General features: G+C 64.2%; 27 protein-coding genes and 1 pseudogene. 21 read left to right on the top strand and 7 right to left on the bottom strand.

Annotated features, from left to right (window positions below; translation table 11 throughout):
• The first annotated feature begins 20 nt into the window (after window positions 1-20).
• The 4 genes from ACZYR5_RS25280 (at window position 21) to ACZYR5_RS25265 (ending at window position 4,181) form a co-directional block, all read left to right on the top strand.
• Window positions 21-1,223 carry a helix-turn-helix transcriptional regulator gene (locus ACZYR5_RS25280; protein ID WP_489092128.1) on the top strand — a complete coding sequence of 401 codons (1,203 nt, stop codon included), beginning with the start codon at window positions 21-23 and terminating at the stop codon, window positions 1,221-1,223.
• 95 nt (window positions 1,224-1,318) lie between these two features.
• The gene (locus tag ACZYR5_RS25275; protein ID WP_489092127.1) at window positions 1,319-2,695 is read left to right on the top strand and encodes a DUF1329 domain-containing protein; all 1,377 of its coding nucleotides are present in this window, start codon (window positions 1,319-1,321) and stop codon (window positions 2,693-2,695) included.
• Window positions 2,696-2,875: 180 nt separating this feature from the next.
• The gene (locus tag ACZYR5_RS25270; protein ID WP_489092126.1) at window positions 2,876-3,916 is read left to right on the top strand and encodes a 3-ketosteroid-9-alpha-monooxygenase, oxygenase component; all 1,041 of its coding nucleotides are present in this window, start codon (window positions 2,876-2,878) and stop codon (window positions 3,914-3,916) included.
• 94 nt (window positions 3,917-4,010) lie between these two features.
• The gene (locus ACZYR5_RS25265) at window positions 4,011-4,181 is read left to right on the top strand and encodes a hypothetical protein (protein ID WP_489092194.1); all 171 of its coding nucleotides are present in this window, start codon (window positions 4,011-4,013) and stop codon (window positions 4,179-4,181) included.
• A gap of 16 nt (window positions 4,182-4,197) precedes the next feature.
• Here ACZYR5_RS25265 and ACZYR5_RS25260 read toward each other — a convergent pair.
• A pseudogene (locus tag ACZYR5_RS25260) lies at window positions 4,198-4,320 on the bottom strand (outer membrane lipoprotein carrier protein LolA); the annotation flags it as partial.
• A 98-nt stretch (window positions 4,321-4,418) separates the two neighbouring features.
• Between ACZYR5_RS25260 and ACZYR5_RS25255 the strand changes: the two are divergent.
• On the top strand, window positions 4,419-4,862 hold the full coding sequence (locus tag ACZYR5_RS25255; RefSeq protein WP_489092125.1) for a hypothetical protein: 444 nt from the start codon (window positions 4,419-4,421) through the stop codon (window positions 4,860-4,862).
• A gap of 54 nt (window positions 4,863-4,916) precedes the next feature.
• Here ACZYR5_RS25255 and ACZYR5_RS25250 read toward each other — a convergent pair whose 3' ends face one another.
• Window positions 4,917-6,113: an MFS transporter gene (locus ACZYR5_RS25250; RefSeq protein WP_489092124.1), complete on the bottom strand. Its 1,197-nt coding sequence runs from the start codon at window positions 6,111-6,113 to the stop codon at window positions 4,917-4,919.
• A gap of 106 nt (window positions 6,114-6,219) precedes the next feature.
• Between ACZYR5_RS25250 and ACZYR5_RS25245 the strand changes: the two genes are divergently transcribed.
• The 12 genes from ACZYR5_RS25245 (at window position 6,220) to madM (ending at window position 15,524) form a co-directional block, all read left to right on the top strand.
• Window positions 6,220-7,131: a LysR family transcriptional regulator gene (locus tag ACZYR5_RS25245; RefSeq protein ID WP_489092191.1), complete on the top strand. Its 912-nt coding sequence runs from the start codon at window positions 6,220-6,222 to the stop codon at window positions 7,129-7,131.
• A gap of 32 nt (window positions 7,132-7,163) precedes the next feature.
• On the top strand, window positions 7,164-7,628 hold the full coding sequence (locus ACZYR5_RS25240; protein WP_489092123.1) for a GFA family protein: 465 nt from the start codon (window positions 7,164-7,166) through the stop codon (window positions 7,626-7,628).
• Between the two features lie 81 nt (window positions 7,629-7,709).
• A complete protein-coding gene (locus ACZYR5_RS25235) occupies window positions 7,710-7,961 on the top strand; it encodes a hypothetical protein (protein WP_489092122.1) in 252 nt (83 codons plus the stop codon).
• Window positions 7,962-8,266: 305 nt separating this feature from the next.
• On the top strand, window positions 8,267-9,937 hold the full coding sequence (gene mdcA, locus ACZYR5_RS25230) for a malonate decarboxylase subunit alpha (protein WP_489092121.1): 1,671 nt from the start codon (window positions 8,267-8,269) through the stop codon (window positions 9,935-9,937).
• Window positions 9,937-10,809 carry a triphosphoribosyl-dephospho-CoA synthase gene (locus tag ACZYR5_RS25225; RefSeq protein ID WP_489092120.1) on the top strand — a complete coding sequence of 291 codons (873 nt, stop codon included), beginning with the start codon at window positions 9,937-9,939 and terminating at the stop codon, window positions 10,807-10,809. The genes mdcA and ACZYR5_RS25225 overlap by 1 nt, the downstream gene beginning before the upstream one ends.
• On the top strand, window positions 10,809-11,108 hold the full coding sequence (locus ACZYR5_RS25220) for a malonate decarboxylase subunit delta (protein ID WP_489092119.1): 300 nt from the start codon (window positions 10,809-10,811) through the stop codon (window positions 11,106-11,108). The genes ACZYR5_RS25225 and ACZYR5_RS25220 overlap by 1 nt, the downstream gene beginning before the upstream one ends.
• Entirely contained in the window at window positions 11,101-11,952 is an 852-nt protein-coding gene (locus ACZYR5_RS25215) for a biotin-independent malonate decarboxylase subunit beta (RefSeq protein WP_489092118.1), read from the top strand. Before ACZYR5_RS25220 ends, ACZYR5_RS25215 begins: the two co-directional genes overlap by 8 nt.
• Complete coding sequence (gene mdcE, locus ACZYR5_RS25210) at window positions 11,949-12,752, top strand: biotin-independent malonate decarboxylase subunit gamma (RefSeq protein ID WP_489092117.1); 804 nt, start codon at window positions 11,949-11,951, stop codon at window positions 12,750-12,752. Before ACZYR5_RS25215 ends, mdcE begins: the two co-directional genes overlap by 4 nt.
• Window positions 12,746-13,366 carry a malonate decarboxylase holo-ACP synthase gene (locus tag ACZYR5_RS25205; protein WP_489092116.1) on the top strand — a complete coding sequence of 207 codons (621 nt, stop codon included), beginning with the start codon at window positions 12,746-12,748 and terminating at the stop codon, window positions 13,364-13,366. Before mdcE ends, ACZYR5_RS25205 begins: the two co-directional genes overlap by 7 nt.
• Complete coding sequence (mdcH, locus tag ACZYR5_RS25200; RefSeq protein WP_489092115.1) at window positions 13,363-14,283, top strand: malonate decarboxylase subunit epsilon; 921 nt, start codon at window positions 13,363-13,365, stop codon at window positions 14,281-14,283. Before ACZYR5_RS25205 ends, mdcH begins: the two co-directional genes overlap by 4 nt.
• 64 nt (window positions 14,284-14,347) lie before the next feature.
• Window positions 14,348-14,758, top strand: a complete 411-nt coding sequence (gene madL, locus ACZYR5_RS25195; protein ID WP_027618379.1) for a malonate transporter subunit MadL — start codon at window positions 14,348-14,350, stop codon at window positions 14,756-14,758.
• A 1-nt stretch (window position 14,759) separates the two neighbouring features.
• Window positions 14,760-15,524, top strand: a complete 765-nt coding sequence (madM, locus tag ACZYR5_RS25190) for a malonate transporter subunit MadM (protein ID WP_027618378.1) — start codon at window positions 14,760-14,762, stop codon at window positions 15,522-15,524.
• A 6-nt stretch (window positions 15,525-15,530) separates the two neighbouring features.
• On the opposite strand, the gene ACZYR5_RS25185 is transcribed toward madM, so the two are convergent.
• The 4 genes from ACZYR5_RS25185 to ACZYR5_RS25170 form a co-directional block, all read right to left on the bottom strand.
• Window positions 15,531-16,445, bottom strand: coding sequence for a LysR family transcriptional regulator (locus ACZYR5_RS25185; RefSeq protein ID WP_489092114.1), 915 nt, complete (start codon window positions 16,443-16,445; stop codon window positions 15,531-15,533).
• A gap of 326 nt (window positions 16,446-16,771) precedes the next feature.
• Window positions 16,772-17,374: a TetR/AcrR family transcriptional regulator gene (locus tag ACZYR5_RS25180; RefSeq protein WP_489092113.1), complete on the bottom strand. Its 603-nt coding sequence runs from the start codon at window positions 17,372-17,374 to the stop codon at window positions 16,772-16,774.
• Window positions 17,361-18,212, bottom strand: coding sequence for a 3-hydroxybutyryl-CoA dehydrogenase (locus tag ACZYR5_RS25175; RefSeq protein ID WP_489092112.1), 852 nt, complete (start codon window positions 18,210-18,212; stop codon window positions 17,361-17,363). The genes ACZYR5_RS25180 and ACZYR5_RS25175 overlap by 14 nt, the downstream gene beginning before the upstream one ends.
• Before the next feature lie 14 nt (window positions 18,213-18,226).
• Complete coding sequence (locus ACZYR5_RS25170; protein ID WP_489092111.1) at window positions 18,227-19,411, bottom strand: acetyl-CoA C-acyltransferase family protein; 1,185 nt, start codon at window positions 19,409-19,411, stop codon at window positions 18,227-18,229.
• Between the two features lie 202 nt (window positions 19,412-19,613).
• Here ACZYR5_RS25170 and ACZYR5_RS25165 point away from each other — a divergent pair, with 202 nt between their 5' ends.
• On the top strand, window positions 19,614-20,627 hold the full coding sequence (locus tag ACZYR5_RS25165) for an AraC family transcriptional regulator (protein WP_489092110.1): 1,014 nt from the start codon (window positions 19,614-19,616) through the stop codon (window positions 20,625-20,627).
• On the opposite strand, the gene ACZYR5_RS25160 is transcribed toward ACZYR5_RS25165, so the two are convergent.
• Window positions 20,566-21,507, bottom strand: a complete 942-nt coding sequence (locus ACZYR5_RS25160; RefSeq protein WP_489092109.1) for a LysR family transcriptional regulator — start codon at window positions 21,505-21,507, stop codon at window positions 20,566-20,568. The genes ACZYR5_RS25165 and ACZYR5_RS25160 overlap by 62 nt on opposite strands.
• Before the next feature lie 137 nt (window positions 21,508-21,644).
• Here ACZYR5_RS25160 and ACZYR5_RS25155 point away from each other — a divergent pair, with 137 nt between their 5' ends.
• The 3 genes from ACZYR5_RS25155 (at window position 21,645) to ACZYR5_RS25145 (ending at window position 24,822) form a co-directional block, all read left to right on the top strand.
• Complete coding sequence (locus tag ACZYR5_RS25155; RefSeq protein WP_489092108.1) at window positions 21,645-22,289, top strand: hydrolase; 645 nt, start codon at window positions 21,645-21,647, stop codon at window positions 22,287-22,289.
• An 85-nt stretch (window positions 22,290-22,374) separates the two neighbouring features.
• Window positions 22,375-22,947 carry an antibiotic biosynthesis monooxygenase gene (locus ACZYR5_RS25150; protein ID WP_489092107.1) on the top strand — a complete coding sequence of 191 codons (573 nt, stop codon included), beginning with the start codon at window positions 22,375-22,377 and terminating at the stop codon, window positions 22,945-22,947.
• A 27-nt stretch (window positions 22,948-22,974) separates the two neighbouring features.
• Window positions 22,975-24,822 carry an amidohydrolase gene (locus ACZYR5_RS25145; protein WP_489092106.1) on the top strand — a complete coding sequence of 616 codons (1,848 nt, stop codon included), beginning with the start codon at window positions 22,975-22,977 and terminating at the stop codon, window positions 24,820-24,822.
• The last annotated feature ends 155 nt before the right edge of the window (window positions 24,823-24,977 follow it).

Genomic DNA, 24,977 nt, shown 5'->3' with positions numbered 1-24,977 from the left:
CCCGCTGCTGGGGAAGGGTTATGCAAAGTTGTCTGGCCAATGCCGAGGTCCTCACGCAAATGGGCCTGGAGCTGGCGGAGTACGAGCGGATCATCGGCAACATCTACGATTCGGCGATGGATACCCGGCGCCTGGGCGACTCGTTGCGCCAGATCCGCGCACTGTTCAAGGCCAATTTCGTCACCCTGATCCTGCGGGTGCAGGACGAGCCATTGCTGTCGCCGATGATCGTTGCCGGTGATGTCGAGTCAGGGGAGGGTGGCATCAACCACTATGCCTACTACGCCAAATCCAGCCTGTTCGACGGCCTGCACACCGACTCGGTGTTCACCGTCGACCAACTGATCAGCGACGCGGAATGGCGGCGTTCGGCGTTTTACCTGCTGTACTGCGAACCCTACGATTGTTTTCACATGCTCGGCGCCGATATCCGCATGCCGGACGGCGGCACCGTGCGCTTTCGGATCAACCGCCCGGAGAGTCATCCACGCTTCGGCGACTCCGAGCGGGCGATGTGCGCGATGCTCTTGCCGCATCTGCGCCGGGCCCTGCATATGCATGCCTTGCTCGATCGCAGCGAGTCGCTGGGCAGCCTCTATTCACAGACCATCAACCGCCTCGCGGTGGCGACCATCGTCCTCGATGAAAACGGCACCGTGGTCCAGCTCAATCCGGTGGCGCGGGAGATTCTCGACAGCCAGGACGGCCTGAAGATTGTCGGTGGGCGCCTCGAGGCGACTTACCCCAGCGACAATCGCGAGTTGTCGCGCCTGGTGCGCAACGCCTTCCAACGGGCGAAGCAGGGCGTGGGCAAGGGCGTGCAGGTGGCCGAGGCGACCTCGATTTCCCGGCCTTCGGGGCAGGTCAACCTGGGGGTGGTGGTGGAGTTGATCCCGTCCCAGGAGCTGCTCGAAGGTCACGGCAAACCCACGGTGGTGGTGTACGTGCGTGATGCGGTGGGCAAGTCGCTGGTCAGCGCCGGCCTGACCTCGCAGCTGTACAACCTGACCCCGGCAGAAACCGCGCTGGCCCTGGAATTGGCCAACGGCCTGTCGCTGGAGGAAGCCTCGGAGACCCTGAACATCCGCCGCAACACCGCCCGTGCGCACCTGCGTTCGATCTTTTCCAAGACCGGGGTGCGGCGCCAGACGGAGCTGGTGCGGATCATGCTCAACAGTGTGGTGGCGCTGGGCGCGCCGCAAGCTGCGGTGGCGCAAGGCTGAGGTGAAAATGCGTTAGTCCGTGCGGACGATGCTGCCGGGCTCCTGGCCTGTCGATACTGGGCAACCCATGTCGAACCTGGAAAAGGAGAACAACAATGATCGGCAGTTATCAGTCCCCGGGCCGGGCCCTGGCACTACTTCTGGGATGCACGCTTGTCGCTCCCGCTTTTGCTGCACCCGAGGACGTCGCGCGCCTGGGCCAGGACCTGACCTGCGTCGGTGCGGAAAAAGCCGGCAATGCCGACGGCAGCATCCCGGCGTTCAGCGGCAAATGGCTGGGCGTACCGCCCCACGTCGACTTCAAGGGCACCGGCAACCACCCGGTGGACCCGTACCCGGAAGAAAAGCCGCTGTTCGTGATCACCGCGCAGAACATGGCGCAGTACGCCGAACAGCTGTCCGATGGCCAAAAAGCCCTGTTCAAGCTGTACCCGAGCACTTACAAGATGCCGGTCTATCCGAGCCATCGCGATTTCCGCTTTGCGGATTCGGTGTGCCAGGCCACCCGCGAAAATGCCAAGGTGGCGCGGCTGGTGGATGACGGCGAAGGTGTCGTCGGCAAGACCGGCGGCACCGCGTTTCCGGTTCCGCGCAGCGGCCTGGAGCTGCTGAAAAACGCCTCGACCTTCACCCTGCGCGCCTGGACCGAAGAGTACGTTTCCGACAACGCCTATGTGCTCAAGGACGGCAACATCAACTGGGGCCGCGTGCATTCGCGCAACCTCGCGCCGGGGCTGGAGCCAGGCAAGATTGGCGAGACCACCGGCAACTCGTCGTTCTACCTCAACGAGACCCTGCTGCCGCAGCGGGACAAGGGCGAGATCAACACCGGCACCGAGTTCTGGAACGACAAGACCGAGCCGCGCCAGGCCTGGCGCTACGATCCGGGCACGCGGCGAGTGCGCCAGTCGCCGGGCTACGGCTTCGACATGTCGTTCCCGGGCAGCGGCGGTTCGCTTACCGTCGACGAGGTGCGGTTGTTCAACGGTTCCGGGCAACGCTACGACTGGAAGATCGTCGGCAAGCGCGAGATGTACATCCCCTACAACACCTATCGCCTGCACTCGGCCAACCTCAAGTACGCCGACCTGCTGACCCCCGGTCACATCAACCCGGATGCGCTGCGCTTCGAGCGGCATCGGGTCTGGGAGCTGGAAGGTACCCTCAAGCCGGGTTATCGCCACCTGTATGGCAAGCGCAAGTTGTACATCGACGAAGACACCTGGTTCCCGATGCTCGCCGACAACTACGACAACCGTGGCGAGCTGTGGCGCACCTCGCAACTGAACTTCTTCTATGCCTACGAAACCCAGCGCCCGCAGGCCGGCGTCGGCCTGTACTACGACCTCAACGCCGGCAGCTACCTGGCGTTCAACCTGATCAACGAGCAGCGCAACGGCTACCAGTTGAACAAGCCGGGGTTCAGTCCCAAGGATTTCGGTCCGGAAGCCGCGCGGCGTTTCGGCCAGTAAGCCCGGGGCAGGGCGCCTGCTTGCGAGCCGGGCGCCTGTTGCGAGTGGCTCGCGTTTGACCTAGTCCAATTGAACGATGTCGCCCTTGCGCGGCTGCTCAATCATGTTTGCCATGGGATCACCCTGATTTTCATAGGGGTACTGCACGCCCCGACGCCTGCAATCGAGGAAACAATAACAATGACCAAACTCGCTGAACTGAACATCGAGACCGCGCAGCGTACCCACCGTTACGCGCGCGGCTGGCACTGCCTGGGCAACGCCGCCGACTACCGGGACGGCAAGCCCCACACCCTGGAAGTGTTCGGCACCCGCCTGGTGGCCTTTGCCGACAGCCAGGGCCACATCAGCGTGCTCGATGCCTACTGCCCGCACATGGGCGCCGACCTGTCCCAGGGCACCGTCGAGAACGATCGCCTGGTGTGTCCGTTCCACCACTGGAAGTACGACGGCGGCGGCAAGTGCGTGGAAATCCCGTACTGCAAGCGCATTCCGCCCAAGGCCAAGACCCGCAGCTGGCTGACCTGCGTGGAGAACAACCTGCTGTTCGTCTGGAACAACCCGGAAGGCCGTCCGCCGAAAGACGGCGTGATCATTCCGAACCTGCCGGAAATGGATGACCCGGACTGGATTCACGACTGGAACATCGACACCATGCACATCGAAACCAACCCCCGCGAGTTGGTCGACAACCTGGTGGACGCCCAGCACTTCGGCCCGGTTCACGGCACGCCGACCAAGTATTTCGCCAACATCTTCGAAGGCCACATCGGCCACCAGATCTTCCACGGCGACTCCGAGCGCCTCGGTGGCGACCTGATCGCGCCGTCGGCCTATTACGGCCCGGCCACCCACTTCACCCACATCAGCTCGATGTTCGGCGACGTGCGCATCCACGCGATCCTGCTCAACAGCCACGTGCCGGTGACGCCCAACAGCTTCGACCTGCGCTTCGGGTGCATGGTCAAGCGCATTCCGGGCTGGACCGAGGAGCAGAACCAGGAAGTGGCGCGGGCCTATGTCATGGGCAACCGCGATTCGTTCTACCAGGACGTGGTGATCTGGAAACACAAGATCCGCATCGACAAGCCGGTGCTGGCCGAGACCGACGGCCCGGTCTACCAGCTGCGCGAATGGTACGAGCAGTTCTTCACCGACGAGGACCAGGTGCCGGCGAGCATGGCCGAGCGCCGCGAGTTCATCACGGTCGACGAACGCTGATCACTGAAGGACCACCCCGGTCGGCGGCAATCACTGCCCGCCGGGGGCTCGATGGGAAGGAGCCGCTGGCCTGCCACATAAGAGAGCACTGACAATGAAAACAAGAAATCATGTTGCTTATTCTGTTCCCTTGACGATTCTGCTGCTGATCCTGGTCGCCGCGCTGGTGGCCCCAACCGAGCCGACCAACATCCGTTTGTGCAAGCAATACAGCCAGTGCGTGGTGGCGATTCCGAGTTTCAGTGGGTGGCCGGGGTTGCGTTGAGAACTTGTACGTCAACCCACACTGTAGGAGCGAGCTTGCTCGCGAAAAACCTGAGGGCACCACGTGGATTCAGGATGCGCGCGTCATCGTTGACGTTCTTCGCGAGCAAGCTCGCTCCTACAGTAGGTCGATGCGCCACAATAAACGACCGCACATCCGCTAATTTTCGCGCCTGCAACGGGCCACTAGACTTGAGAGGGGGGATGAAATCAACGCACCTGAATCAGGAGATCTGTGATGAGCAGAACATCTTGGCTGGCGTTGGTGGTGATCGCAGGGACTCTTTCAGGTTGTGCGAATCGATCTGAGATTGTCGATGTACCCCTCGAGGCTACCGCGCAAAATCCCGAGCATATCGCTCGCGCCACCCTCAGTCCGGTGGGCAATCAAACCAGCATCCAGCTGAACCTTGGCGGCGTGCCGCACGACCTGGCGCTGCCCAGTCGCATCGACACCGCCCTCTACGCCGGCAATTGCCAGCACCTGGCCGCGCAGCCGGCCTACCGCACCCAGCAGACCGACAGCGTCGACTACCCGTCGATGGCCCCGCGCACGCGTTACTGGGCCCAGGCGCCGGTGGCGCTCAGCGAACTGGCCAAGGGTGACTACGCCTTGCTGGTGCGCAGCAGCCCGGCCGACGGTAGCCGGCCACTGTTCTGCGGCAACATCAGCGCCGGTTAGAAACGCATCGAACTGTGGCCTGCGCATCTTCCGCCAGGCCATGGTGATGATGGCTCACTCAGCTTTTTGACCTGCCGCCAGCGATCCTCCCAGCCAGTAAAACCCGCCGCCGACCACCACGAACAGCACCAGCATCACAAAGATCGAATGCGCCGGCAGCGATGCCAATACCAACCCGCACAGCACCGGCCCCAGCGCCGCGCCGAGGTTGCCGAGGTTTTGCGCGGCGTAGTACATGCCGCGCAGGTGGTGGGGGGCGATGTTGTCGATGAACATGTATTCGGCGGGGAACACGATGATTTCGCCGAGGGTGAACACCGCCATGGCGATCACCCAGACCAGCAGGCTGTCGGCCAGGGCGAAGCCGATCAGGCCGAGGATGAACAGGCCCAGGCCCGTGGCCAGCCACCGGTTCAGGTGACGCTGGCTGATGCGCCGGCCGATGCTGTATTGCAGGCAGATCACCAGCGTCGCATTGGTGGCGACGATGCTGCTGATCACCCGGTAGGTGTTCTCGGGCGTGGTGGTGGTCACCAGGTACTGCGAGAGCCAGGCGGTGAACTGGCCGAAGACCACGGCGCAGAGTAGGCCGCCGAGTGTGAAGCAGACCAGCCGCTGGTCGCGCAGCAGGAGTTTGCCCACGGCCAGGAACGGCGCGGGCTGCGTGTGTGCCTTGAGGTTGCTCAGGCCGCGCTCGCCCCAGCACCAGTACGCCAGGGTAAACCCGGCGCTCAACCCGGCCGACAGCAGGAACGGCAGGCTGATATCCAACTGTGCCAGGCCGGCGCCGAGAAACGGCCCGACCGCATAACCGACGTTGGTCAAGGTGTACTTGATGGAGAACGCTTCGCTGCGCTCAGCCACTGGCAGCAGGTTGCCAAAGCCGGATTTGACCGCGATATCGATCACCGCGTAGGCCAGGTTGATCGCCACCAGGCACAGGTAGAACAGCCACAGTTCGCTGGCAAGAAAGGTGCCGAGAAAGCCCGTGGCGTACAGGGCGCTGAAGACCAGGATCAGCCAGAAGTTGGCCAGCTTGTCCAGCAGGAAGCCGCCGTACAGGCTCAGTAGCGAGCCGATGATCAGCGTGCTGCCGACCACCAGGCCGATCTCGGCCACGCTCAGGCCGAAGCTGCCCGACAGGTAGATCACCAGATAGGGCAGGGTGATTGCCCGGGCGAGGGTCAGCACGGTGCTGGCGGTCAGTAGCAGGTTCATCGCCCGGGGATAGTGTTTCAGCGTGGCGAGCATCCGTGCCTCTTGGGTACAGGTTGATGGCGTACCAGCTTACTGCTGAATCAGCTTCTGATTTATGATGATTTTTACTCAACAAACTGAACTGAGTTCATCAATGCCGATGTTTTCCTCCGAGCGCCTGAAAGGGATCGATGTGTTCGTCTGTGTGGCCCAGGCTGGCAGTTTCAAGGCGGCCGCAGAGAAAATGCACCTCACCGGCTCGGCCATCAGTAAAAGCATTGCGCGCCTGGAGAGTCGTCTGGGGGCGCGGCTGTTCGAACGCACCACCCGACGCCTGGCCCTGACCGATGCTGGAATCGCGTTTTATCGCACCTGCACCAGCGTGCTGGCCGATCTGGAAGAGGCTGAACTGGCGCTGCAGGCCGAGGCCAGCGAGCCTCGGGGCCGGGTGCGCATCGATCTGCCGGGGGCGTTCGGCCGGGCGCGGGTGCTGCCGATCCTCCTGCGTTGGGCCGAGGAACATCCGGGGTTGATCCCGCACATCACGTTTTCCGAGGGTTTTATCGAGCCGTTCCAGGAGGGCGTGGATGTGCTGGTGCGCATCGGCGGTGCGGACACCTGGCCGGACACGGTAGGGCAGCGCTTCCTCGGGCATGAATGGCATGTGTTGTGTGCGGCTCCCGGCTATCTGGCCCGGCGTGGCACGCCGTTGACCGAGGACGATCTGCAACAGCACCAGTGCATTGCCTATGGCTGGGTGGACGGTACGGTCAGTCCGTGGTCGTTTGCCGGCAACTCCGCCGGAGCAGCCCTGCGCCGCCACGTGCCGGCGCGTCTGGTGGTGGGCAATGGCGAAGCCTTGCTGATGGCCGCACTGGCCGGCAGCGGCATCGCCCAGCTACCCTCGTGGCTGATCCAGCAGCAACTGGCCGACGGTACCTTGGTCGAAGTCCTGCCGCACCTCGCCAGCGAAGGCATGCCGATCCATCTGGCCTGGATCAAGCGTCGCCAGGCCTTGCCCAGGGTCAGTGCCTTGCTGCAGGTGCTGGCGGCTGAACTGACCGCACGATGACCTTTCAACCCAGCACTCAAAGGAGCTAACCCATGACAACAGGACACTGTCTGTGCACATCCGTGCGCTTTTCCCTCAAGGTCCAGCCACGCTTTTTCTATCGCTGCCATTGCAGCCTGTGCCGTTTGCAGACTGGGGTCGGGCATAACCTGGCGACCCTGGTCAGGGCGGAGGACTTTCACTGGGTGCAGGGGCATGAGTTGATCCGCAGTTGGCAAAAGCCCAGTGGTTATCGCAATGACTTCTGCGGCCAATGTGGCTCCACCGTGCCCAATCCGCTGCGCGAATCGCCCTATGTCTGGGTTCCCCTGGGACTGCTCGACAGTGCGCTGGAGATGAGTTGTATCGGCGACTTCTGCAGCGCCGACGCCATGCCCTGGGACGAGCACCGTTGCGCCCACAGCTTTGGCGGGCCGACGCCGTCGCTGGAGTTTCTGCTGGACAGGTTGCAGGTCAATCAAGGGGCAATTGCTTTTGAGCAACAGGATGCGAGCTAAAATAGTGGATAACCCTCGCGCTGCAACGCCAACCTTTTAACGGCACCGACGCCCGGTGCCTGAGTCACGGGAGAACCACTCATGTCCAAGCTACGGATTTCAACAGTGATGGCGGCGATTGTGATCATGCTCTCGACCCAGCTCGCCTGGGCCACCGAGCAGGGCCAACAACGCCGCGCCGCGCGTGAGGTGCGCCAGGAGACACGCCAGGACGCACGCCAGACCAAGCACGACTGCCGCGCCGCCGACCAGAAAAACAACCCGCAATGCCGCCAGGACAAGCGCCAGACCAAGCAGCAGGGACGCGAACAGGCGCGGGATATCAAGTATTGAGAGGTAGAAAGCGATCAAAACTGTAGGAGCGAGCCTGTCGAATTGTCGCACCGTCGCGAAGGCGGTGTGTCAGGCGTTGCATGTGCCGAATGTGCCGGCCTCTTCCCGAGCAGCGGAACGCCGCCCGGGCTGGTCCCACAGGGATTGGTGGGGAACACAGAATTTGTGTTCGCCGGCGGCCAAGGGTGGAACCCTCTGGTTTGAAAGTGTTACGCCTACCGTAACGATTCACCGTTGACCTTGATTGATGCCTTCACCCCTTGCTCCTAATGTGGCTCCACGACAGCGAACCCCGTGGAGTGAGCATGACAACAACAATATCCCCCGACTCGCGCTGGACGCGCCGACGCAGCGAAAAGCTGCGACGGCTCGAGCAGGTGCGTGGCCTGGCCGACGGTGTGGTGTTGCCCACCGACAACATCGTCGCCGCCCTGCAGGCGTTGATCCTGCCGGGCGACCGCGTGGTGCTCGAAGGCAATAACCAGAAGCAGGCGGATTTTCTTTCGCGCTCCCTGGCCAAGGCCGATCCGGCGATCCTGCATGACCTGCACATGATCATGCCCAGCGTCGGCCGCGCCGAGCACCTGGACCTGTTCGAACGTGGCATCGCCCGCAAGCTCGACTTCTCCTTCGCCGGCACCCAGAGCCTGCGCATCAGCCAGTTGCTCGAAGACGGCCTGCTGGAAATCGGCGCGATCCACACCTACATCGAACTCTATGCGCGGCTGGTGGTGGACCTGATTCCCAACGTCGTGCTTTCGGCCGGTTTCATGGCCGACCGCGCCGGCAATATCTACACCGGCCCGAGCACCGAAGACACTCCGGCGCTGATCGAACCGGCCGCGTTCAGCGACGGCATCGTGATTGTCCAGGTCAACCAGCTGGTGGACGATGTCAGCGAGTTGCCGCGGGTTGATATTCCGGCCTCCTGGGTGGACTTCGTGGTGGTCGCCGATAAGCCGTTCTACATCGAACCCTTGTTCACCCGCGACCCCCGGCACATCAAGCCGGTGCACGTGCTGATGGCGATGATGGCGATTCGCGGCATCTATGAAAAACACAAGGTGCAATCGCTCAACCACGGCATCGGCTTCAACACCGCCGCCATCGAACTGATCCTGCCGACCTACGGCGAATCCCTCGGCCTCAAAGGCAAGATCTGCCGCAACTGGACGCTCAATCCGCACCCGACACTGATCCCGGCGATTGAAAGCGGCTGGGTCGAAAGCGTGCATTGCTTCGGCACCGAACTGGGCATGGAACACTACATCGCAGCCCGTCCTGATGTGTTTTTCACCGGTCGCGACGGCTCGCTGCGCTCCAACCGGATGGTCTGCCAATTGGCCGGGCAATACGCCGTCGACCTGTTTATCGGCGCTACCTTGCAGGTCGACAGCGACGGCCATTCCTCCACCGTGACCCGCGGCCGCCTGGCTGGTTTCGGTGGCGCGCCGAACATGGGCCACGACCCGCGCGGCCGGCGCCACGGCACCCCGGCGTGGCTCGACATGCGACACGGCGACGGCCCTGAAGCCCTGCTCGAACGTGGCAAGAAACTGGTGGTGCAGATGGTCGAGACGTTCCAGGAGGGCGGCAAACCGACCTTCGTCGAGACCCTGGACGCGGTCGAGGTGGCGAAGAAAAGCGGCATGCCCCTGGCGCCGATCATGATCTACGGCGACGACGTCACCCACCTGCTGACCGAAGAAGGCATCGCCTACCTGTACAAGGCGCGCTCCCTCGAAGAGCGGCAGGCGATGATTGCCGCCGTGGCCGGGGTCACCGCCATCGGCTTGCGCCACAACCCCAAGGACACCGCGCGGATGCGCCGCGAAGGCTTGATCGCCTGGCCCGAAGACCTCGGTATCCGCCGCACCGATGCCAGCCGCGAACTGCTGGCGGCGAAAAGCGTCGCCGACCTGGTGCAGTGGTCCGGCGGTCTGTACAACCCGCCCGGCAAATTCAGGAGCTGGTAATGCACGCATTCAATCTGCAACCTCAAGCATTGTGCCTGGCCCAGCAACTGGCTGACCTGGCGGTGGACGCGCTGATCGACGAGGCCGACCTGTCGCCCAAGCCGGCGCTGGTGGACCGGCGCGGCAATGGCGCCCACAGCGATCTGCACCTGGGCCTGATGCACGCTTCGGCGTTGTCACTGTGGCCGGCGTTCAAGTCCATGGCCGACGCCGCCCTCGACCTCGGACGCATCGACCTGCCGTTGCGCGAAGCCCTGGGGCGCATCGGCCGCGACGGTGAGCAAGCGATGCTGACCACCACCGCCGGGGTCAATACGCACCGTGGCGGCATCTGGGCCCTGGGCCTGCTGGTCGCCGCCGCGGCTCTCGATCCGCAACGCTTGAGTGCCGGCGCCTTGACCCTGCGCGCCGCACGCCTGGCCTTGCTCGAGGATCGGTATGCGCCACGGCCATTGAGTCATGGTGCGCAAGTGGCCCTGCGCTATGGCGTGCGCGGTGCCCGGGAAGAAGCGCAACAGGGCTTCCCGGCAGTGACCCAGCGCGCGCTGCCACAACTGCAACGCAGCCGCGCCGCCGGCCATGGCGAGCAGAACGCACGACTGGATGCCTTGCTGGCGATCATGAGCCAGCTGGACGACACCTGCGTGCTGTATCGCGCCGGCACCCAGGGCCTGTTGACCATGCAACGCGGCGCGCAAGCCGTGCTCGACGCTGGCGGCAGTGCCAGCCTGGCCGGGCGCCGGCTGTTGCACGAGCTGGACCACCAACTAATCGCATTGAATGCCTCGCCCGGTGGTGCTGCGGACTTGCTCGCAGCCTGCCTGTTCATCGACCGCGTCGAATCGGGCGGCCTCAATCAGGGAGTGTTGTGATGCAAACCTTGTCCTTTGAATTTGCCGCCGGGCAACCGCCACGGGGCCGGGCGTTGGTCGGCTGTGTCGGCTCCGGCGACCTGGAAGTGCTGATCGAACCAGGCCAACCGGGCACCTTGAGTATTCGTGTGCAGACCTCGGTGAATGGCAGCGAGCAACGCTGGCAGCACCTGTTTGCGCGGATGTTCGAGGGCCAGGTGCCTGCGGCGATGGCCATCGACATTCATGATTTCGGCGCCACCCCCGGCGTGGTGCGCCTGCGCCTGGAGCAGGGTTTCGAGGAGCTCGGCCATGACTGATACCCAAGCTTTGTTGAACCAGCACAGTTTTGTCGAACTGGGTGCCCGGCAACGTGCCAAGGCCTTGCTCGACGCTGGCAGTTTTCGCGAAGTGATCGACCCGTTCCAGCGTGTCATGTCGCCCTGGCTGGAGCGTCAGGGCGTGGTGCCGCAAGCCGATGACGGGGTGGTGATCGCCAAGGGCAGCATTGGTGGTTTGCCGGTGGTGATCGCGGCCATCGAAGGCGCGTTCCAGGGCGGTAGCCTCGGTGAAGTCGGCGGGGCGAAGATTGCCGGGGCGCTGGAGCTGGCCGCCGAGGATAACCGCAACGGCATCGCCACCCGTGCCGTGCTGCTGCTGGAAACCGGCGGCGTACGGCTGCAGGAAGCCAACCTCGGGCTGGCGGCGATTGCCGATATTCACGCGGCGATTGTCGAGCTGCGTCAGTACCAGCCGGTGGTGGGGGTGGTGGCGGGCAGTGTCGGCTGTTTTGGCGGCATGTCGATTGCCGCGGGGTTGTGCAGTTACCTGCTGGTGACCCGCGAGGCCCGTCTCGGCCTCAACGGCCCGCAGGTGATCGAACAGGAAGCCGGACTTGCGGAATACGACTCCCGCGATCGGCCTTTCATCTGGAGCCTGACCGGTGGCGAGCAACGTTTTGCCAGCGGCCTGGTGGACGCTTATGTGGCGGACGACGTGGCGCAGATTCGCGATCAGGTCGAAGCGCTGCTGCAACAAGGTTTACCGGCGCAACCGCGTAGCCGCCAGAGCGCCTGGTACCTGCAGCGCCTGGCGAGCCTGGACGCGGGTCCACAAATCGAGCCGGCAACGGTGCGCGCGCTGTATCAAGGAGAGCGGTCATGAGTGCTTATTCCCTGCGGGGCTTGAACTGGTTCAACGCCTTGAGCGCCGGTGGCGAAGGGGTGCAAGGCTTGCCGGCATCGCTGCGGGTCGCTGAAGGTCAGGTGGCGGAGCAACCGGTGCGCTGGATTGCCGTGGTCGCCGACCCTGACAACCGCTTTGTCCGCGCGCGCCAGGGCGAGGTCGGCCTGCTTGAAGGCTGGGGCTTGGCCAAGGCCGTGGATGAGGCGATCGAGGCCGACCAGGGCAAGCCAGACAAGCGCGCGATTATCGCCATTGTCGATGTGCCCAGCCAGGCCTACGGTCGCCGCGAGGAAGCCCTGGGTATCCATCAGGCGCTGGCCGCTGCGGCCGACAGTTACGCCCGGGCACGTCTGGCCGGCCACCCAGTGATCGCCTTGCTGGTGGGCAAGGCCATGTCCGGCGCGTTCCTGGCCCACGGTTATCAGGCCAATCGCTTGATCGCCCTGCGTGATCCGGGGGTGATGGTGCATGCCATGGGCAAGGCGTCGGCGGCGCGGGTCACCCTGCGCAGTGTCGAAGAGCTGGAAGCGCTGGCTGCCAGCGTGCCGCCGATGGCCTATGACATCGACAGCTATGCCAGCCTCGGCCTGCTTTGGGAGACCCTGTCGGTGGAGCGCATCGAACAGCCGAGCGAGGACGATCTGGCACGGGTGCGTCACTGCCTGGCTCAGGCGATTGCCGATGTCGCCCGCAGCGGCACGGATTTGCACGGACGGTTGGGGGCGAGCAATCGCGCCGCCTCGAGCCGGGTCCGCCAACTGTTGCGCGAGCAATGGTGAGCGCCGTGCTGGCCCACGACCTGCTCTGGGGCATGAGGCCGGCGCAGTTGCCTGCGGATGCGCCAGCGTGGGCGCGTGCGGTGCTGACCGAGGGCCAGCCAGTGGTGGTGCGCCGCGCACTGGCGGCAGCGGGGCAGGTGGCGGTTGGCGTGCGTGGATCACTGCGCGAGCAGCGCTACGCCTGTTTCATGGCGGTCGAGTCGATCAGCCGCTGCGTACGACCGGAGCAGTTGTGCCACGTTGAGTGTGCGCGTGATCTGCCTGCCCTCAGGGCGCTGGCGCAGGTACGCGGGCTGCTCGATGACAGTGGGTTGATCTGGGGCGTCGGTGGCAGCGCCGGCTTTGAATTGGCCACGGGCCTGTGGGCGCTGCATGTGCACAGCGACCTGGATCTGATTCTGCGCACGCCTGAACCGCTGGACCGGGATCTGGCGCGGGCCCTGTTGCAGCAACTTGAAGCGGTCGAGTGCCGGGTCGATCTGCAATTGCAGACGCCCCAAGGCGCCGTGGCGCTGGCCGAGTGGGCGGGCCCGTCCAGTCGCGTGCTGCTGAAGAACGCCCGTCAGGCCTGCCTGGTCAGTGATCCGTGGCAGCCACTGGAGTGTGTAGCGTGAGCAGCCTGCTGGTGTTTCCCGGCCAGGGCGCGCAGCAGCCGGGCATGCTCCACGGCTTGCCGGCGGATACCCTGGAGGAGGCCAGTGCCTTGCTCGGCGAGGATGTGCTGCAGCTTGATTCGCCGCAGGCCCTGCAATCGACTCGGGCAGTGCAGTTGTGTTTGTTGATTGCGGGCGTCGCCGCCTCGCGGCAGTTGTTGCAAGAGGAACTGGCGGTCGACTACGTGGCGGGCCTGTCCATCGGTGCGTATCCGGCGGCGGTGGTGGCGGGGGCGCTGGGCTTTGCCGATGCGCTGAAACTGGTCAGCCTGCGTGGCGAGTTGATGCAGCAGGCCTATCCGCACGGCTATGGCATGACGGCGATCATCGGTCTGCAACTGGCTACCGTCGAAGGCTTGCTGGCCCAGGTCCACAGCGAAGCGACGCCGGTGTACCTGGCCAACATCAATGCCGACAACCAGTGCGTAGTCGCCGGCAGTGATGTGGCCATGCAGGCGGTGGCCGAGTTGGCCCGGGAGCAGGGCGCGGGTCTGGCCAAGCGTCTGGCGGTCAGCGTGCCGTCGCACTGCCCGTTGCTGGCGCAGCCGGCACAGGCACTGGCCGAGGCGTTCGCTCTGGTGGACATGCGCCTGCCGCGCCTGGCCTATCTGAGTGGCAGCCGCGCGCGGCCGATCCGTTCGGTCGAGGCGCTGCGCGATGACCTGGCGTTCAACATGTGCCGGGTCGTCGACTGGCGCGGCACGGTGCAGGGCGCCTATGAGCGCGGCGTGCGCCTGCAGATTGAACTGCCGCCCGGTGCGGTACTGACCGGGCTGGCGCGACGGGTGTTCGCCCAGGGCAGTGTGATGGCGTTTGCCGGCGCACGCCTGGACACCCTGCAAGCGCTGTTGCGAGAGGAGGGAAGCCGCCACTCCTAGACCGCGATGCAAGGCTTCGAACAACAAAAACAACAGACAACGATGCATTTCGAGGAAGACGACGATGATTATCTACGGTGTGGCGCTATTGGCGATCTGTACGCTGGCAGGGGTAATAGTGGGTGACCTGCTGGGGGTGTTGCTGGGGGTGAAATCCAACGTCGGCGGGGTGGGGATCGCGATGATCCTGTTGATCTGCGCCCGGTTGTGGATGCACAAGCGTGGCGGCCTGAGCCACGAATGCGAAATGGGCGTTGGCTTCTGGGGCGCGATGTACATCCCGGTGGTGGTGGCCATGGCCGCGCAACAGAATGTGGTCACCGCGTTGCACGGTGGCCCGGTGGCGGTCCTCGCGGCCATCGGCTCGGTGCTGCTGTGTGGCGGCACCATTGCCCTGATCAGTCGCACCCACAAGGGTGAACCGTTGCCGGCTCTGCCGAGCGACCTGACTGCCACCCCGAATGGAGCGCGCTGATATGTGGGACATCATCGAGAAAGGTCTGGAGCATAACGGTCTGGTCACCGCCTTCGCGTTTGTCGGCGTGATCATGTGGATTTCAGTGGTTCTGTCCAAGCGCCTGACCTTCGGGCGGATCCATGGCTCGGCGATTGCCATCGTGATTGGCCTGGTGCTGGCCTGGGTCGGCGGCACCATGACCGGTGGGCAGAAAGGCCTGGCGGACCTGACGTTGTTCTCCGGGATCGGCCTGATGGGAGGGGCGATGCTCCGCGATTTTGCCATCGTCGCCACGGCGTTTGAGGTGCAGGCCACGGAAGCGCGCAAGGCCGGCATGATCGGCGTCGTCGCCTTGCTGCTGGGCACCGTACTGCCGTTCATTGTCGGGGCCTGCATCGCCTGGCTGTTCGGCTATCGCGATGCGGTGAGCATGACCACCATCGGCGCGGGCGCGGTGACCTACATCGTCGGGCCGGTGACTGGCGCGGCGATTGGTGCCAGTTCCGACGTGGTTGCGCTGTCGATTGCCACTGGCCTGATCAAGGCGATTCTGGTGATGGTCTGCACGCCCATGGCGGCGCGTTGGATGGGCCTGGACAACCCGCGTTCGGCGATGGTTTTCGGTGGACTGGCCGGCACCGTCAGCGGCGTGACCGCAGGGTTGGCCGCCACCGATCGGCGCCTGGTGCCTTACGGTGCGCTGACCGCCACCTTCCACACCGGCCTGGGCTGCCTGCTGGGGCCATCGTTGTTGTACTTCATCGTCCGCGCGCTGGTGGGCTAAGCGGTTTCACCCATGCCGGTTGGCGTACATCCGGCATTCGGCCAACAGCGCCAGCAGGTTCGGATCGCGCTCCTTGGCCTTGAGGAACACCACGCCAATGTGCTGCTGCAGGCGGTAGCGCGCCTGCAGCGGGATCAGCTTGACCCGGTTTTCGTAGACCGCCGCAATGCGCCCTGGCAGCAGGGCGTAACCCACCTCGGAACTGACCATGCTCAGCAGGGTAAAGATGTCGTTGACCTGCATCGCCACCTTCGGCTCGAACCCGGCCTGCTTGAACACGCGGTTGCTGTCCTGGTGAGTGGCGAAGCCTTGGGTCAGGGTGATAAAGGTCTCGTCGCGGACCTCGGCGAGGTCGACTTCGGTGCGCTGGGCAAACCGCGAGTTGATCGGCGTGGCGAGGAATATGTCATCGGAAAACAGCTGGATCTGCGCGCAGTCCGGGTCGTTGACGCTGTCGTCCAGTGACACCAGGATCGCATCGACTTCCATGTTCTTGAGCTTGTACAAGAGGTCGAAGTTGGAGCCAAGGATCAGGTCGATATTGAGTTCGCTGCGGCGCAGCTTGAGGCCCATGATCAACTGCGGCACGGTCTTGACCGTCAGTGAATACAGCGAGCCGAGCTTGAAGCGCTCGGCCGAGAAGCCGGCGGCTTCGCGGGTCAGGCGCACGGTTTCGACCACATCACCAATCAGCTTCTGCGCGCGCTCCTCGAGCACGTAGGCGCTTTCCAGTGGCGTCAGGTTGCGCCCTTCATGCTTGAACAGCGGACAGCGCAGGGCACTTTCCAGCGAATGGATGGCACGGTGCACGCTGACGTTGCTGGTCTCCAGTTCCGCCGCGGCGCGCGCCAGATTGCCGGTGCGCATATAGACCAGAAACACCTCAAGTTTCTTCAGGGACAGTTCTTCGTCGATCAGCATCGCCGGGCCTCGTGGGGGGGTGGCTGATTGTGCACCAGCCGGGCGTCCGACCGCGACCCAAACTGTGGGAGCAGCTCGGGCGGCGTTCCGCTGCTCGCGATTGCGATGTGTCAGGCGAAGCATATGCCGGATGTGCCGGCCTCTTCCCGAGCAGGCTCGGTCCCACAGGGATTGATGGTTAACACAGGATTTGTGTTCGATCGCGATCGGAACTGTAGGAGCGAGCCTGCTCGCGATGCGGTGAGTCAGGCGAAACATGTGCTGGATCTACCGGCCTCTTCGCGAGCAAGCTCGCTCCTACAGGGGACCGCTGGGCGGCGGCGACCTTAGGCCACATGCACCTGCAATGGCGCGTTGTCGGCCAGCAGCCGTTCGATCGCGCCCGCCAGCAGGCTGTGCAGCAGCCGCTCGCGTTCGCGCGGGGGCAGGGGGTGGTGTTGCAGCCAGCCGGGGGCGTTGTTGAGGAGGCTGGCGATGGCGTGGCCGGCGGCTTGCAAGGCAGGCTCACGCAAAGACGAGACGGGGCACAGCACGCGGATCAGGCGTTGCTCGTAACCCAACTGCAACTGGCGAACCTGCGCCTGTTGCTCTTCATTCAGGCAACTGCTGTCGCGCTCCACCAGACGGAAATGCCAGGGCATGTCCTGGTGCAGTTTGAGGTGCGCCTGGATCAGCGGTTGCAGGCGGTCGAGGGAGCGCCGCCGTTCAATGCGGGCCAAAGTGGCCAGCAGTTCTTCGTAGAATTCTTCGATCAAATCCAGCAGCAGGTGCTGTTTGCTCGGGTAATGGTGATACAGCGAACCTGGGGTCAGCCCCAGGTACGCTGCCAGCTCACGCATGCCGACCTGGCCAAAGCCCTTGCTGGCGAACAGCTCCAGGGCTTTGTCGCGGCTGTCCGCGAAGCGCGAGCAGCGCTCAGTCGTAGGCATGGAAGCCGCGCCCGGTCTTGCGACCCAGATAACCCGCCGCGACCATTTCCTTGAGCAACGGCGCGGGGCGGTATTTGCTGTCGTTGAAGCCGTCGTAGAAGGCTTGCATGATCGCCAGCAGGGTATCGAGGCCAATCAGATCGGCCAACGCCAGCGGGCCGATCGGCTGGTTGCAGCCCAGGCGCATGCCGGCGTCGATGTCCTCGGCGCTGGCCAGGCCTTCCTGCAGCACCAGCACCGCTTCGTTGATCATCGGCACGAGGATGCGGTTGACCACGAAGCCCGGACGGTTGCCCGCCGTAATCGCGGTCTTGCCCAGGCGTTCGGCCATGGCCAGGGCCAGGGCGTGAGTCGCGTCGCTGGTTTGCAGGCCACGAATCACTTCGATCAGCGCCATCACCGGCACCGGATTGAAGAAATGCAGGCCGATGAAGCGCTCGGGATGGCTGACACTGGCCGCCAACTGAGTGATCGACAGCGACGAGGTATTCGAAGCAATCACGCAATCAGTGCTGACCTGAGCCGCCGCCTGTTGCAGCAAACGCAGCTTGAGGTCGAGGTTCTCGGTGGCCGCCTCGATCACCAGTTGCACGCCGTGCAGGCTGGCGTAGTCGGTGCTGGTGGCGATCTTGTCGAGCGCCGCCAGTTTCTGTTCTTCACTCAGGGTGCCCTTGGCGACCTGGCGATCAAGGTTTTTGCCGACCGTCGCCAGGGCCTTTTGCAAGGCACTCTCGGCGATGTCGATCAGGGTCACGTTGAAGCCGGCCACCGCGCACACCTGCGCGATGCCGTTGCCCATGGTGCCGGCGCCGATGACGCCAATATTCTGCAGATTCATGGTCAGGTCCTTGCTCACACGCGCTCGAACAGCACGGCGATGCCTTGGCCGCCGCCGATGCACATGGTTGCCAGGGCGTAACGGCCCTGCACGCGGTGCAGTTCGTGGATGGCTTTGGTGGCGATGATCGCGCCGGTGGCGCCCACCGGGTGGCCCAGGGAAATGCCGGAACCGTTAGGGTTGACCTTCTCCGGATCGAAGCCCAGTTCCTGAGCCACGGCGCACGCCTGGGCGGCGAAGGCTTCGTTGGACTCGATCACGTCCAGGTCGGCGACGGTCAGGCCGGCGCGCTCCAGTACCAGGCGGGTGGCCGGGATCGGACCCAGGCCCATCATCGCCGGGTCGACACCGGCGTGGGCGTAACCGACGATCCGCGCCATCGGCTTCAGACCTTGCTCTTCCACCAGCTTGCCGGTGGCCAGGACCAGTGCACCAGCGCCATCGTTGAGGCCCGAGGCGTTGCCGGCGGTGACGCTGCCGTCTTTCTTGAATGCCGGCTTCATGCGCTGCAGTTGCTCGGTGCTGGCGTCTTCACGCACGTGCTCATCGGTGGCGAAGGACACCGGGCCTTTGCGGGTCGGCACTTCGATCGGCACGATCTGGCTGTCGAAACGGCCTTCGGCGATGGCGCGCACGGCACGTTGCTGGCTTTGCAGGGCCAGGGCGTCCTGGGCTTCGCGGGTGATGCCGAAGTGTTCAGCGATGTTTTCCGCAGTGATGCCCATGTGGATGTTGGCGAACGGGTCGTGCAGGGCGCCGAGCATGTAGTCGATGCCCTGGATGTTGCCCATGCGCGCACCCCAGCGGGCTTGCGGCAGCAGGTAGGCACCACGGCTCATGGACTCGACACCACCGGCCAGGGCCGCGTCGGCATCACCGAGCATCAGGCTCTGGGCGGCGCTGACAATCGCCTGCAGGCCGGAGCCGCACAGACGGTTGACGTTGAAGGCTGGGGTTTCTTTCGGCAGGCCGGCGTTCATCGAGATCACGCGGGACAGGTAGGCGTCGCGGGTTTCGGTCGGGATCACGTGGCCCATCACGGTGTGGCCGATCTTTTCCGGGGCCAGTCCCGAGCGCTCGATGGCGGCGCGGGCGACGGTGGTGCCCAGGTCGATCGGTGCCACGTCCTTGAGCGAGCCGCCAAAACCGCCAATCGCGGAACGCACGGCGCTGAGGACAAAAATATCGGAATGCTTCATGGAAAACCCCTGGGTCTCGTGGGACGCGCGTCGCTCACGTACTATGGTCGGCGCCGCGCTGATGTCGGTTGAAGTTGCAGGCACACCAAGCGGTCACTGCAAGTGATGGCGTCGAGTCTAGGGTTTGCCGCGACGCTTCGCCTATGCCGCAACCGCGCAAAAATGCTGGCGTTTTTTGCCATATTCGGAAGATGGGGAGCAGATGCGCGAAAGCGATTCGGTAGCGGTGTACTTCGTGTACCCGATGATCCATGCCCTGCGCACGGATCCGCAGCGCCTGCAGGCGATCCTCGAAGACGTGGGCATCGATCCGGCGCTGTTGCAACAGCCGGCGGCGCGGGTGCCGGCCCAGGCGTTCGCCGCCCTGTGGCTGGCGCAGATCCGCGAGCTGGACGACGAGTTCTTCGGCCTCGATTCCCACGGTATGCCCCCCGGCAGCTTTGCCCTGATCTGCCGCGCGCTGATCCAGGAAACCAACCTGGAAAAAGCCCTGCGCCAATGCCTGGCCAACTTCGCGCTGTTCCTGCGGGATTTTCGCGGCAACCTGACGGTGCGCGGCAAACGCGCGGTGATCAGCCTGCAGACCGAAGCGCAGAACGATGAGCTGGCGCGTTATGGTGAAGAAACCTTCCTGGTGTTGATGATCAGCCTCTTGTGCTGGCTCGGCGGGCGGCGGATCCCCATCGACCGCGCCGACTTTCAACATGAGCGCCTGTCCCTGAGTGACGACGCCTTGCTCTGGGGCGCCAACCTGACGTTCGGTGCCCAGCGCACCGAAATCGAGTTCGACAGCCGCTACCTGCAACTGCCGGTGACCCAGGACCTGGCCTCGTTAAAAGCCTTTCTGCGCAGCGCCCCGCAATGGCTGGTGATCCGCTTCCGCAACCAGCACGGCCTCGCCGCCCAGGTCCACCAGCGCCTGCGCCACACCCATTACAGCCAGTGGCCGACCCTCGAAGCCTTTGCCAGCGAGCAGCACCTGAGCCCCAGCACCGTGCGGCGCAAGCTCGAGCGCGAGGGCTGTTCATTCCAGGAGATCAAGGACGAAGTGCGGCGCGCCGTGGCCATCGAGCAACTGCGCCGGACCCAGGCCAGCGTCACGGCGATTGCCGAGCAGATCGGCTTTCAGGAACCCAGCGCCTTTCACCGCGCCTTCAAGAAGTGGACGGGTGAGAGCCCGGGGCGTTATCGGGCACGCTTCCAGGACAAGCCGTAAGCGCCAGCGCCGCGACCATGAAGTCGATAAAGGCGCGGGTCTTCTGCGGCACCCGGCGTGCCGACGGATAGACCGCGTGGATGCTGATGGGCGGCGCCTGCCACTCGCACATCACCGGCACCAGGCGGCCCGCGCACAGCGCCTCCTCGACAATGAAATCGGGCAGCAGGGCGATGCCCATGCCGGCTTCGGCGGCCTGCGCCAACAAGTCGCCGTTGTTCGCGTGCAACGGCCCGGTGACGTGCACGCGCTGGGTCTCCTTGCCGTTGCTCAATTGCAGGCTGACGCCGCTCTGCAGGTAGCCGTAGTTCAGGCACTGGTGCGCGCTGAGTTCCTTGGGTGAACGCGGCGTGCCGGCCCGCGCCAGGTAGCCGGGCGAGGCCACCAGGATCCGTGGGGCAGGGGCCAGCAGACGGGCGACCAGCGACGAATCCGCCAGGCTGGCGATGCGGATGGTCACATCGAAGCCGCCGCGCACCGGGTCGACCTGCTGGTCGCTGAGCACCAGTTGCAGTTCGATGTTCGGGTGCTGCGCATGGAACTGCGGAATCAGCCGCCCGAGCCGGCGCAGACCAAACGACATCGGCGCATTGACCCGCAGCACCCCGCGCAGCTCGCCGCTGCCACTGCGCGCCCGCTGCTCGGCCTCGTCCACCGCCGCGATCACTTCCCGCGCCGCTTCGTAGTACTCGGCCCCGGCTTCGGTCAGGTGCAGGTTGCGGGTGGTGCGCTGCAGTAGTTGCACACCGATGGCCTCTTCCAGCGCCTGAATCTGTTTACTCACTTTCGAGCGTGGCACGCCCATCAGCCGGGCGGCAGCGGCGAAGCCGTTTTCCCCGACGGTGGCGACAAACGCCCGCATGCAATCGACGCGGTCCACGACTGTCCCTGATTTCGAAACAATGAATCCGGATTCTAGGGAATTGTTCCCGTAATGACTAGTCGCTAAATTGGCCTCCAGACGCGCTGCACACCGCAGCACGCAATGCCCATCACCGACATCAAAAGGAACGCGCCATGTCTATTCGTGAACTGCTCAACCCAACCAACTCCACCCTGATCCTGATCGACCACCAGCCACAAATGGCGTTCGGCGTGCAATCGATCGATCGTCAGACCTTGAAGAACAACACCGTGGCCCTGGCCAAGGCAGCGAAGATTTTCAATGTGCCGACCATCCTCACCTCGGTGGAAACCGAAAGCTTCAGCGGCTACATCTGGCCGGAATTGTTGAACGTGTTCCCTGAGCAGCAGCCGATCGAGCGCACCTCGATGAACTCCTGGGAAGACAAGAAGCTGGTGGAAGCGGTGAAGGCCACCGGGCGCAAGAAGCTGATCATGGCGGCGCTGTGGACCGAGGTGTGCTTGAACTTCCCGGCCCTCGAAGCCCTGGCTGAAGGCTACGAGGTGTACATCGTCACCGACGCCTCGGGCGGTACCAGCAAGGAAGCCCACGACATGTCGGTGCAGCGCATGATCCAGGCCGGTGCGGTGCCGGTGACCTGGCAGCAAGTGTTGCTCGAATACCAGCGCGACTGGGCGCACAAGGAAACCTACGACGCGGTGATGGGCCTGGTGCTCGAGCACAGCGGTGCTTACGGGATGGGCGTCGACTACGCCTACACCATGGTGCACAAGGCGCCGCAGCGTCAGGTCAAGTAAGCCTCGGGCCGGGCGCGAACTGCGCGTCCGGCCTGACGTTGTTGAGCTACCGTTGAAGGTCTTCATCGGGCCTGGAGAGTGAGTGATGGAAATCGATCTGTCGGACGGCGTGGTCACCCTGTTGGTGCGGCACACGGTCAGGAAGGGCCAGGATCAGGCCTATGAAGAATGGCTGCGCGGGATCATCGCCAAGGCGCGCAGCTACCCCGGGCACCTGGGCATCGACGTGATGCGCGGCCATCGCCAGGGCCTGGCGCAGTTCACCAGCGTCCTGCGTTTCGCCAGCACCGAGCAACTGCAGACCTGGCTCGACTCCGAAGACCGCCGCAGCCTGGTGGAAATCGCCCGGCCGATGCTTGCCGACGGCGACCAGACCGAAATCAACGCCGACCGCGAGTTCTGGTTCACCCCGGTGGAAGCCGGTGCCTCGCCGCCACCGCGCTGGAAGCAGGCCTGCGTGACCTTCATGGTGATCCTGCCGCTGTCGTTTCTGGTGCCGATGCTGTTCCAGCCGCTGTTCCGCCGGGTGCCGTGGCTGGGCGGTCGGGTGCCGGCCAACGTGCTGATCACCGCGACCATCGTGCTGCTGGTGGTCTACGTGTTCATGCCCCGCGTCACCCGCCTGTTCAGCCGCTGGCTGCAACCGCCGTCGGCCTGAGCCTTTTTTCGATCAAGGAATTCTGTGATGCACAACACAACTGCCGATCTGATTTTGCACAACGGTCGCCTGCACACGGTCGATCGCGCCAACCCCACGGCCACTGCGGTGGCGATCAAGGACGGGCGTTTCGTCGCGGTGGGCAACGACGCCGAGGCCATGGCCCTGCGCGGCAGCGCGACCCAGGTAATCGACCTCAAGGGCCGCACGGTGATCCCCGGGCTCAATGACTCGCACCTGCACCTGATCCGTGGCGGCCTCAACTACAACCTCGAATTGCGCTGGGAAGGCGTGCCGTCGCTGGTGGACGCCTTGCGCATGCTCAAGGACCAGGCCGAACGCACACCGGCGCCGCAATGGGTGCGGGTGGTGGGCGGCTGGAACGAATTCCAGTTTGCTGAAAAGCGCATGCCGACCATCGATGAACTGAACAAGGCGGCGCCCGATACCCCGGTGTTCGTCCTGCACCTTTACGACCGCGCCTTGCTCAACCGCGCCGCCTTGAAGGTAGTGGGCTACAACCGCAACACACCGAACCCGCCGGGGGGCGAAATCGTCCGCGATGCCAACGGTGAACCCACCGGCATGCTGGTGGCGCGACCGAACGCGATGATTCTCTATTCGACCCTGTCCAAGGGGCCGAAACTGCCGCTGGAATATCAGGTCAACTCGACCCGCCAGTTCATGCGCGAACTCAATCGCCTCGGCGTGACCAGCGCCATCGACGCCGGCGGCGGTTTCCAGAATTACCCCGACGACTATCAAGTGATCAACGAACTGGCGGCCAAGCAACAGCTGACCATTCGTATCGCCTACAACCTGTTTACCCAGAAACCCAAGGAAGAGCTGACCGACTTCAAGCACTGGACCGGCAGCGTCACCCTGCACCAGGGCGACGATTACCTGCGGCACAACGGCGCCGGGGAAATGCTGGTGTTCTCGGCGGCGGACTTCGAAGACTTCCTCGAACCGCGCCCGGATCTGCCGCTGACCATGGAGCAGGAACTGGAGCCGGTGGTGCGCCATCTGGTGGAGCAGCGCTGGCCGTTCCGCCTGCACGCCACCTACGACGAATCGATCTCGCGGATGCTCGACGTGTTCGAGAAGGTCAACCGGGATATTCCGTTCAATGGCCTGCCGTGGTTCTTCGACCATGCCGAAACCATCAGCCCGAAAAACATCGAGCGGGTGCGGGCGCTGAACGGCGGCATCGCGATCCAAGACCGCATGGCGTTTCAGGGCGAGTATTTCGTTGAGCGCTACGGCGCCAAGGCTGCCGAGATGACCCCGCCGATCCAGCGCATGCTCGCCGAGGGCGTGCCGGTGGGTGCCGGCACCGATGCCACGCGGGTGTCGAGCTACAACCCCTGGACTTCACTGTACTGGATGGTCAGCGGGCGCACGGTTGGCGGCCTGGAGTTGTACCCGCAGGGTTTGTCCCGCGACACCGCGCTGGAGTTGTACACCCACGGCAGCGCCTGGTTCTCCTCGGAGCAAGGCAAGAAGGGGCAGATCAAGGTCGGGCAACTGGCGGACCTGGTGGCGTTATCGGCGGACTATTTCAGCGTCGAGGACGAGGCGATCAAGTGGATCGAGTCGTTGCTGACGGTGGTCGGTGGCGAGGTGGTACACGCCGCTGGCGACTTCGATCGGCTGGCGCCGGCGCCATTGCCGGTGACCCCGGACTGGTCGCCGGTGGTCAAGGTGCCGGGGCACTGGCGGCCGCAATCGCCGTTGGCCAATCAAGTGCACCAGTGCAGCGGCCCCTGTGCGGTGCATTCCCATAGCCACGATCGGGCGCGCCTGTCGAATGCGCCGGTCAGCGACTTCCAGGGCTTCTGGGGGGCGTTTGGTTGTTCGTGTTTTGCCTTTTGATTGAAGTCACCGGGGCGCCTTGAAGGCGCCCCGTTTTTTGTGGGTGTGCCCGGTATCACATCAGGGGATCGGACAGCTCGATCTGCCAGCTGTCTTGCTTTTTATCAGGTTAATGGGAGCCATCAAACCCGTTGGTCCGGCCCCGACGACAATCG

It is taken from the genome of Pseudomonas sp. F007, assembly GCF_057814275.1.
The sequence above is the reverse complement of the archived record's forward strand: the minus strand, read 5'-3'. Positions and strand labels throughout refer to the sequence as shown.

Coding starts and splice junctions, on each gene's coding strand:
- madL (WP_027618379.1), top strand. CDS start 14,348: ATGATTATCTACGGTGTGGCGCTATTGGCGATCTGTACGCTGGCAGGG.
- ACZYR5_RS25145 (WP_489092106.1), top strand. CDS start 22,975: ATGCACAACACAACTGCCGATCTGATTTTGCACAACGGTCGCCTGCAC.
- ACZYR5_RS25250 (WP_489092124.1), bottom strand. CDS start 6,113: ATGCTCGCCACGCTGAAACACTATCCCCGGGCGATGAACCTGCTACTG.
- ACZYR5_RS25165 (WP_489092110.1), top strand. CDS start 19,614: ATGCGCGAAAGCGATTCGGTAGCGGTGTACTTCGTGTACCCGATGATC.
- ACZYR5_RS25215 (WP_489092118.1), top strand. CDS start 11,101: ATGACTGATACCCAAGCTTTGTTGAACCAGCACAGTTTTGTCGAACTG.
- ACZYR5_RS25225 (WP_489092120.1), top strand. CDS start 9,937: ATGCACGCATTCAATCTGCAACCTCAAGCATTGTGCCTGGCCCAGCAA.
- ACZYR5_RS25185 (WP_489092114.1), bottom strand. CDS start 16,445: ATGCTGATCGACGAAGAACTGTCCCTGAAGAAACTTGAGGTGTTTCTG.
- ACZYR5_RS25270 (WP_489092126.1), top strand. CDS start 2,876: ATGACCAAACTCGCTGAACTGAACATCGAGACCGCGCAGCGTACCCAC.
- ACZYR5_RS25150 (WP_489092107.1), top strand. CDS start 22,375: ATGGAAATCGATCTGTCGGACGGCGTGGTCACCCTGTTGGTGCGGCAC.
- ACZYR5_RS25245 (WP_489092191.1), top strand. CDS start 6,220: ATGTTTTCCTCCGAGCGCCTGAAAGGGATCGATGTGTTCGTCTGTGTG.
- ACZYR5_RS25235 (WP_489092122.1), top strand. CDS start 7,710: ATGTCCAAGCTACGGATTTCAACAGTGATGGCGGCGATTGTGATCATG.
- madM (WP_027618378.1), top strand. CDS start 14,760: ATGTGGGACATCATCGAGAAAGGTCTGGAGCATAACGGTCTGGTCACC.
- ACZYR5_RS25175 (WP_489092112.1), bottom strand. CDS start 18,212: ATGAATCTGCAGAATATTGGCGTCATCGGCGCCGGCACCATGGGCAAC.
- ACZYR5_RS25205 (WP_489092116.1), top strand. CDS start 12,746: ATGGTGAGCGCCGTGCTGGCCCACGACCTGCTCTGGGGCATGAGGCCG.
- mdcA (WP_489092121.1), top strand. CDS start 8,267: ATGACAACAACAATATCCCCCGACTCGCGCTGGACGCGCCGACGCAGC.
- ACZYR5_RS25220 (WP_489092119.1), top strand. CDS start 10,809: ATGCAAACCTTGTCCTTTGAATTTGCCGCCGGGCAACCGCCACGGGGC.
- ACZYR5_RS25275 (WP_489092127.1), top strand. CDS start 1,319: ATGATCGGCAGTTATCAGTCCCCGGGCCGGGCCCTGGCACTACTTCTG.
- ACZYR5_RS25155 (WP_489092108.1), top strand. CDS start 21,645: ATGTCTATTCGTGAACTGCTCAACCCAACCAACTCCACCCTGATCCTG.
- ACZYR5_RS25255 (WP_489092125.1), top strand. CDS start 4,419: ATGAGCAGAACATCTTGGCTGGCGTTGGTGGTGATCGCAGGGACTCTT.
- ACZYR5_RS25170 (WP_489092111.1), bottom strand. CDS start 19,411: ATGAAGCATTCCGATATTTTTGTCCTCAGCGCCGTGCGTTCCGCGATT.
- mdcE (WP_489092117.1), top strand. CDS start 11,949: ATGAGTGCTTATTCCCTGCGGGGCTTGAACTGGTTCAACGCCTTGAGC.
- ACZYR5_RS25265 (WP_489092194.1), top strand. CDS start 4,011: ATGAAAACAAGAAATCATGTTGCTTATTCTGTTCCCTTGACGATTCTG.
- ACZYR5_RS25180 (WP_489092113.1), bottom strand. CDS start 17,374: ATGCCTACGACTGAGCGCTGCTCGCGCTTCGCGGACAGCCGCGACAAA.
- ACZYR5_RS25280 (WP_489092128.1), top strand. CDS start 21: ATGCAAAGTTGTCTGGCCAATGCCGAGGTCCTCACGCAAATGGGCCTG.
- ACZYR5_RS25240 (WP_489092123.1), top strand. CDS start 7,164: ATGACAACAGGACACTGTCTGTGCACATCCGTGCGCTTTTCCCTCAAG.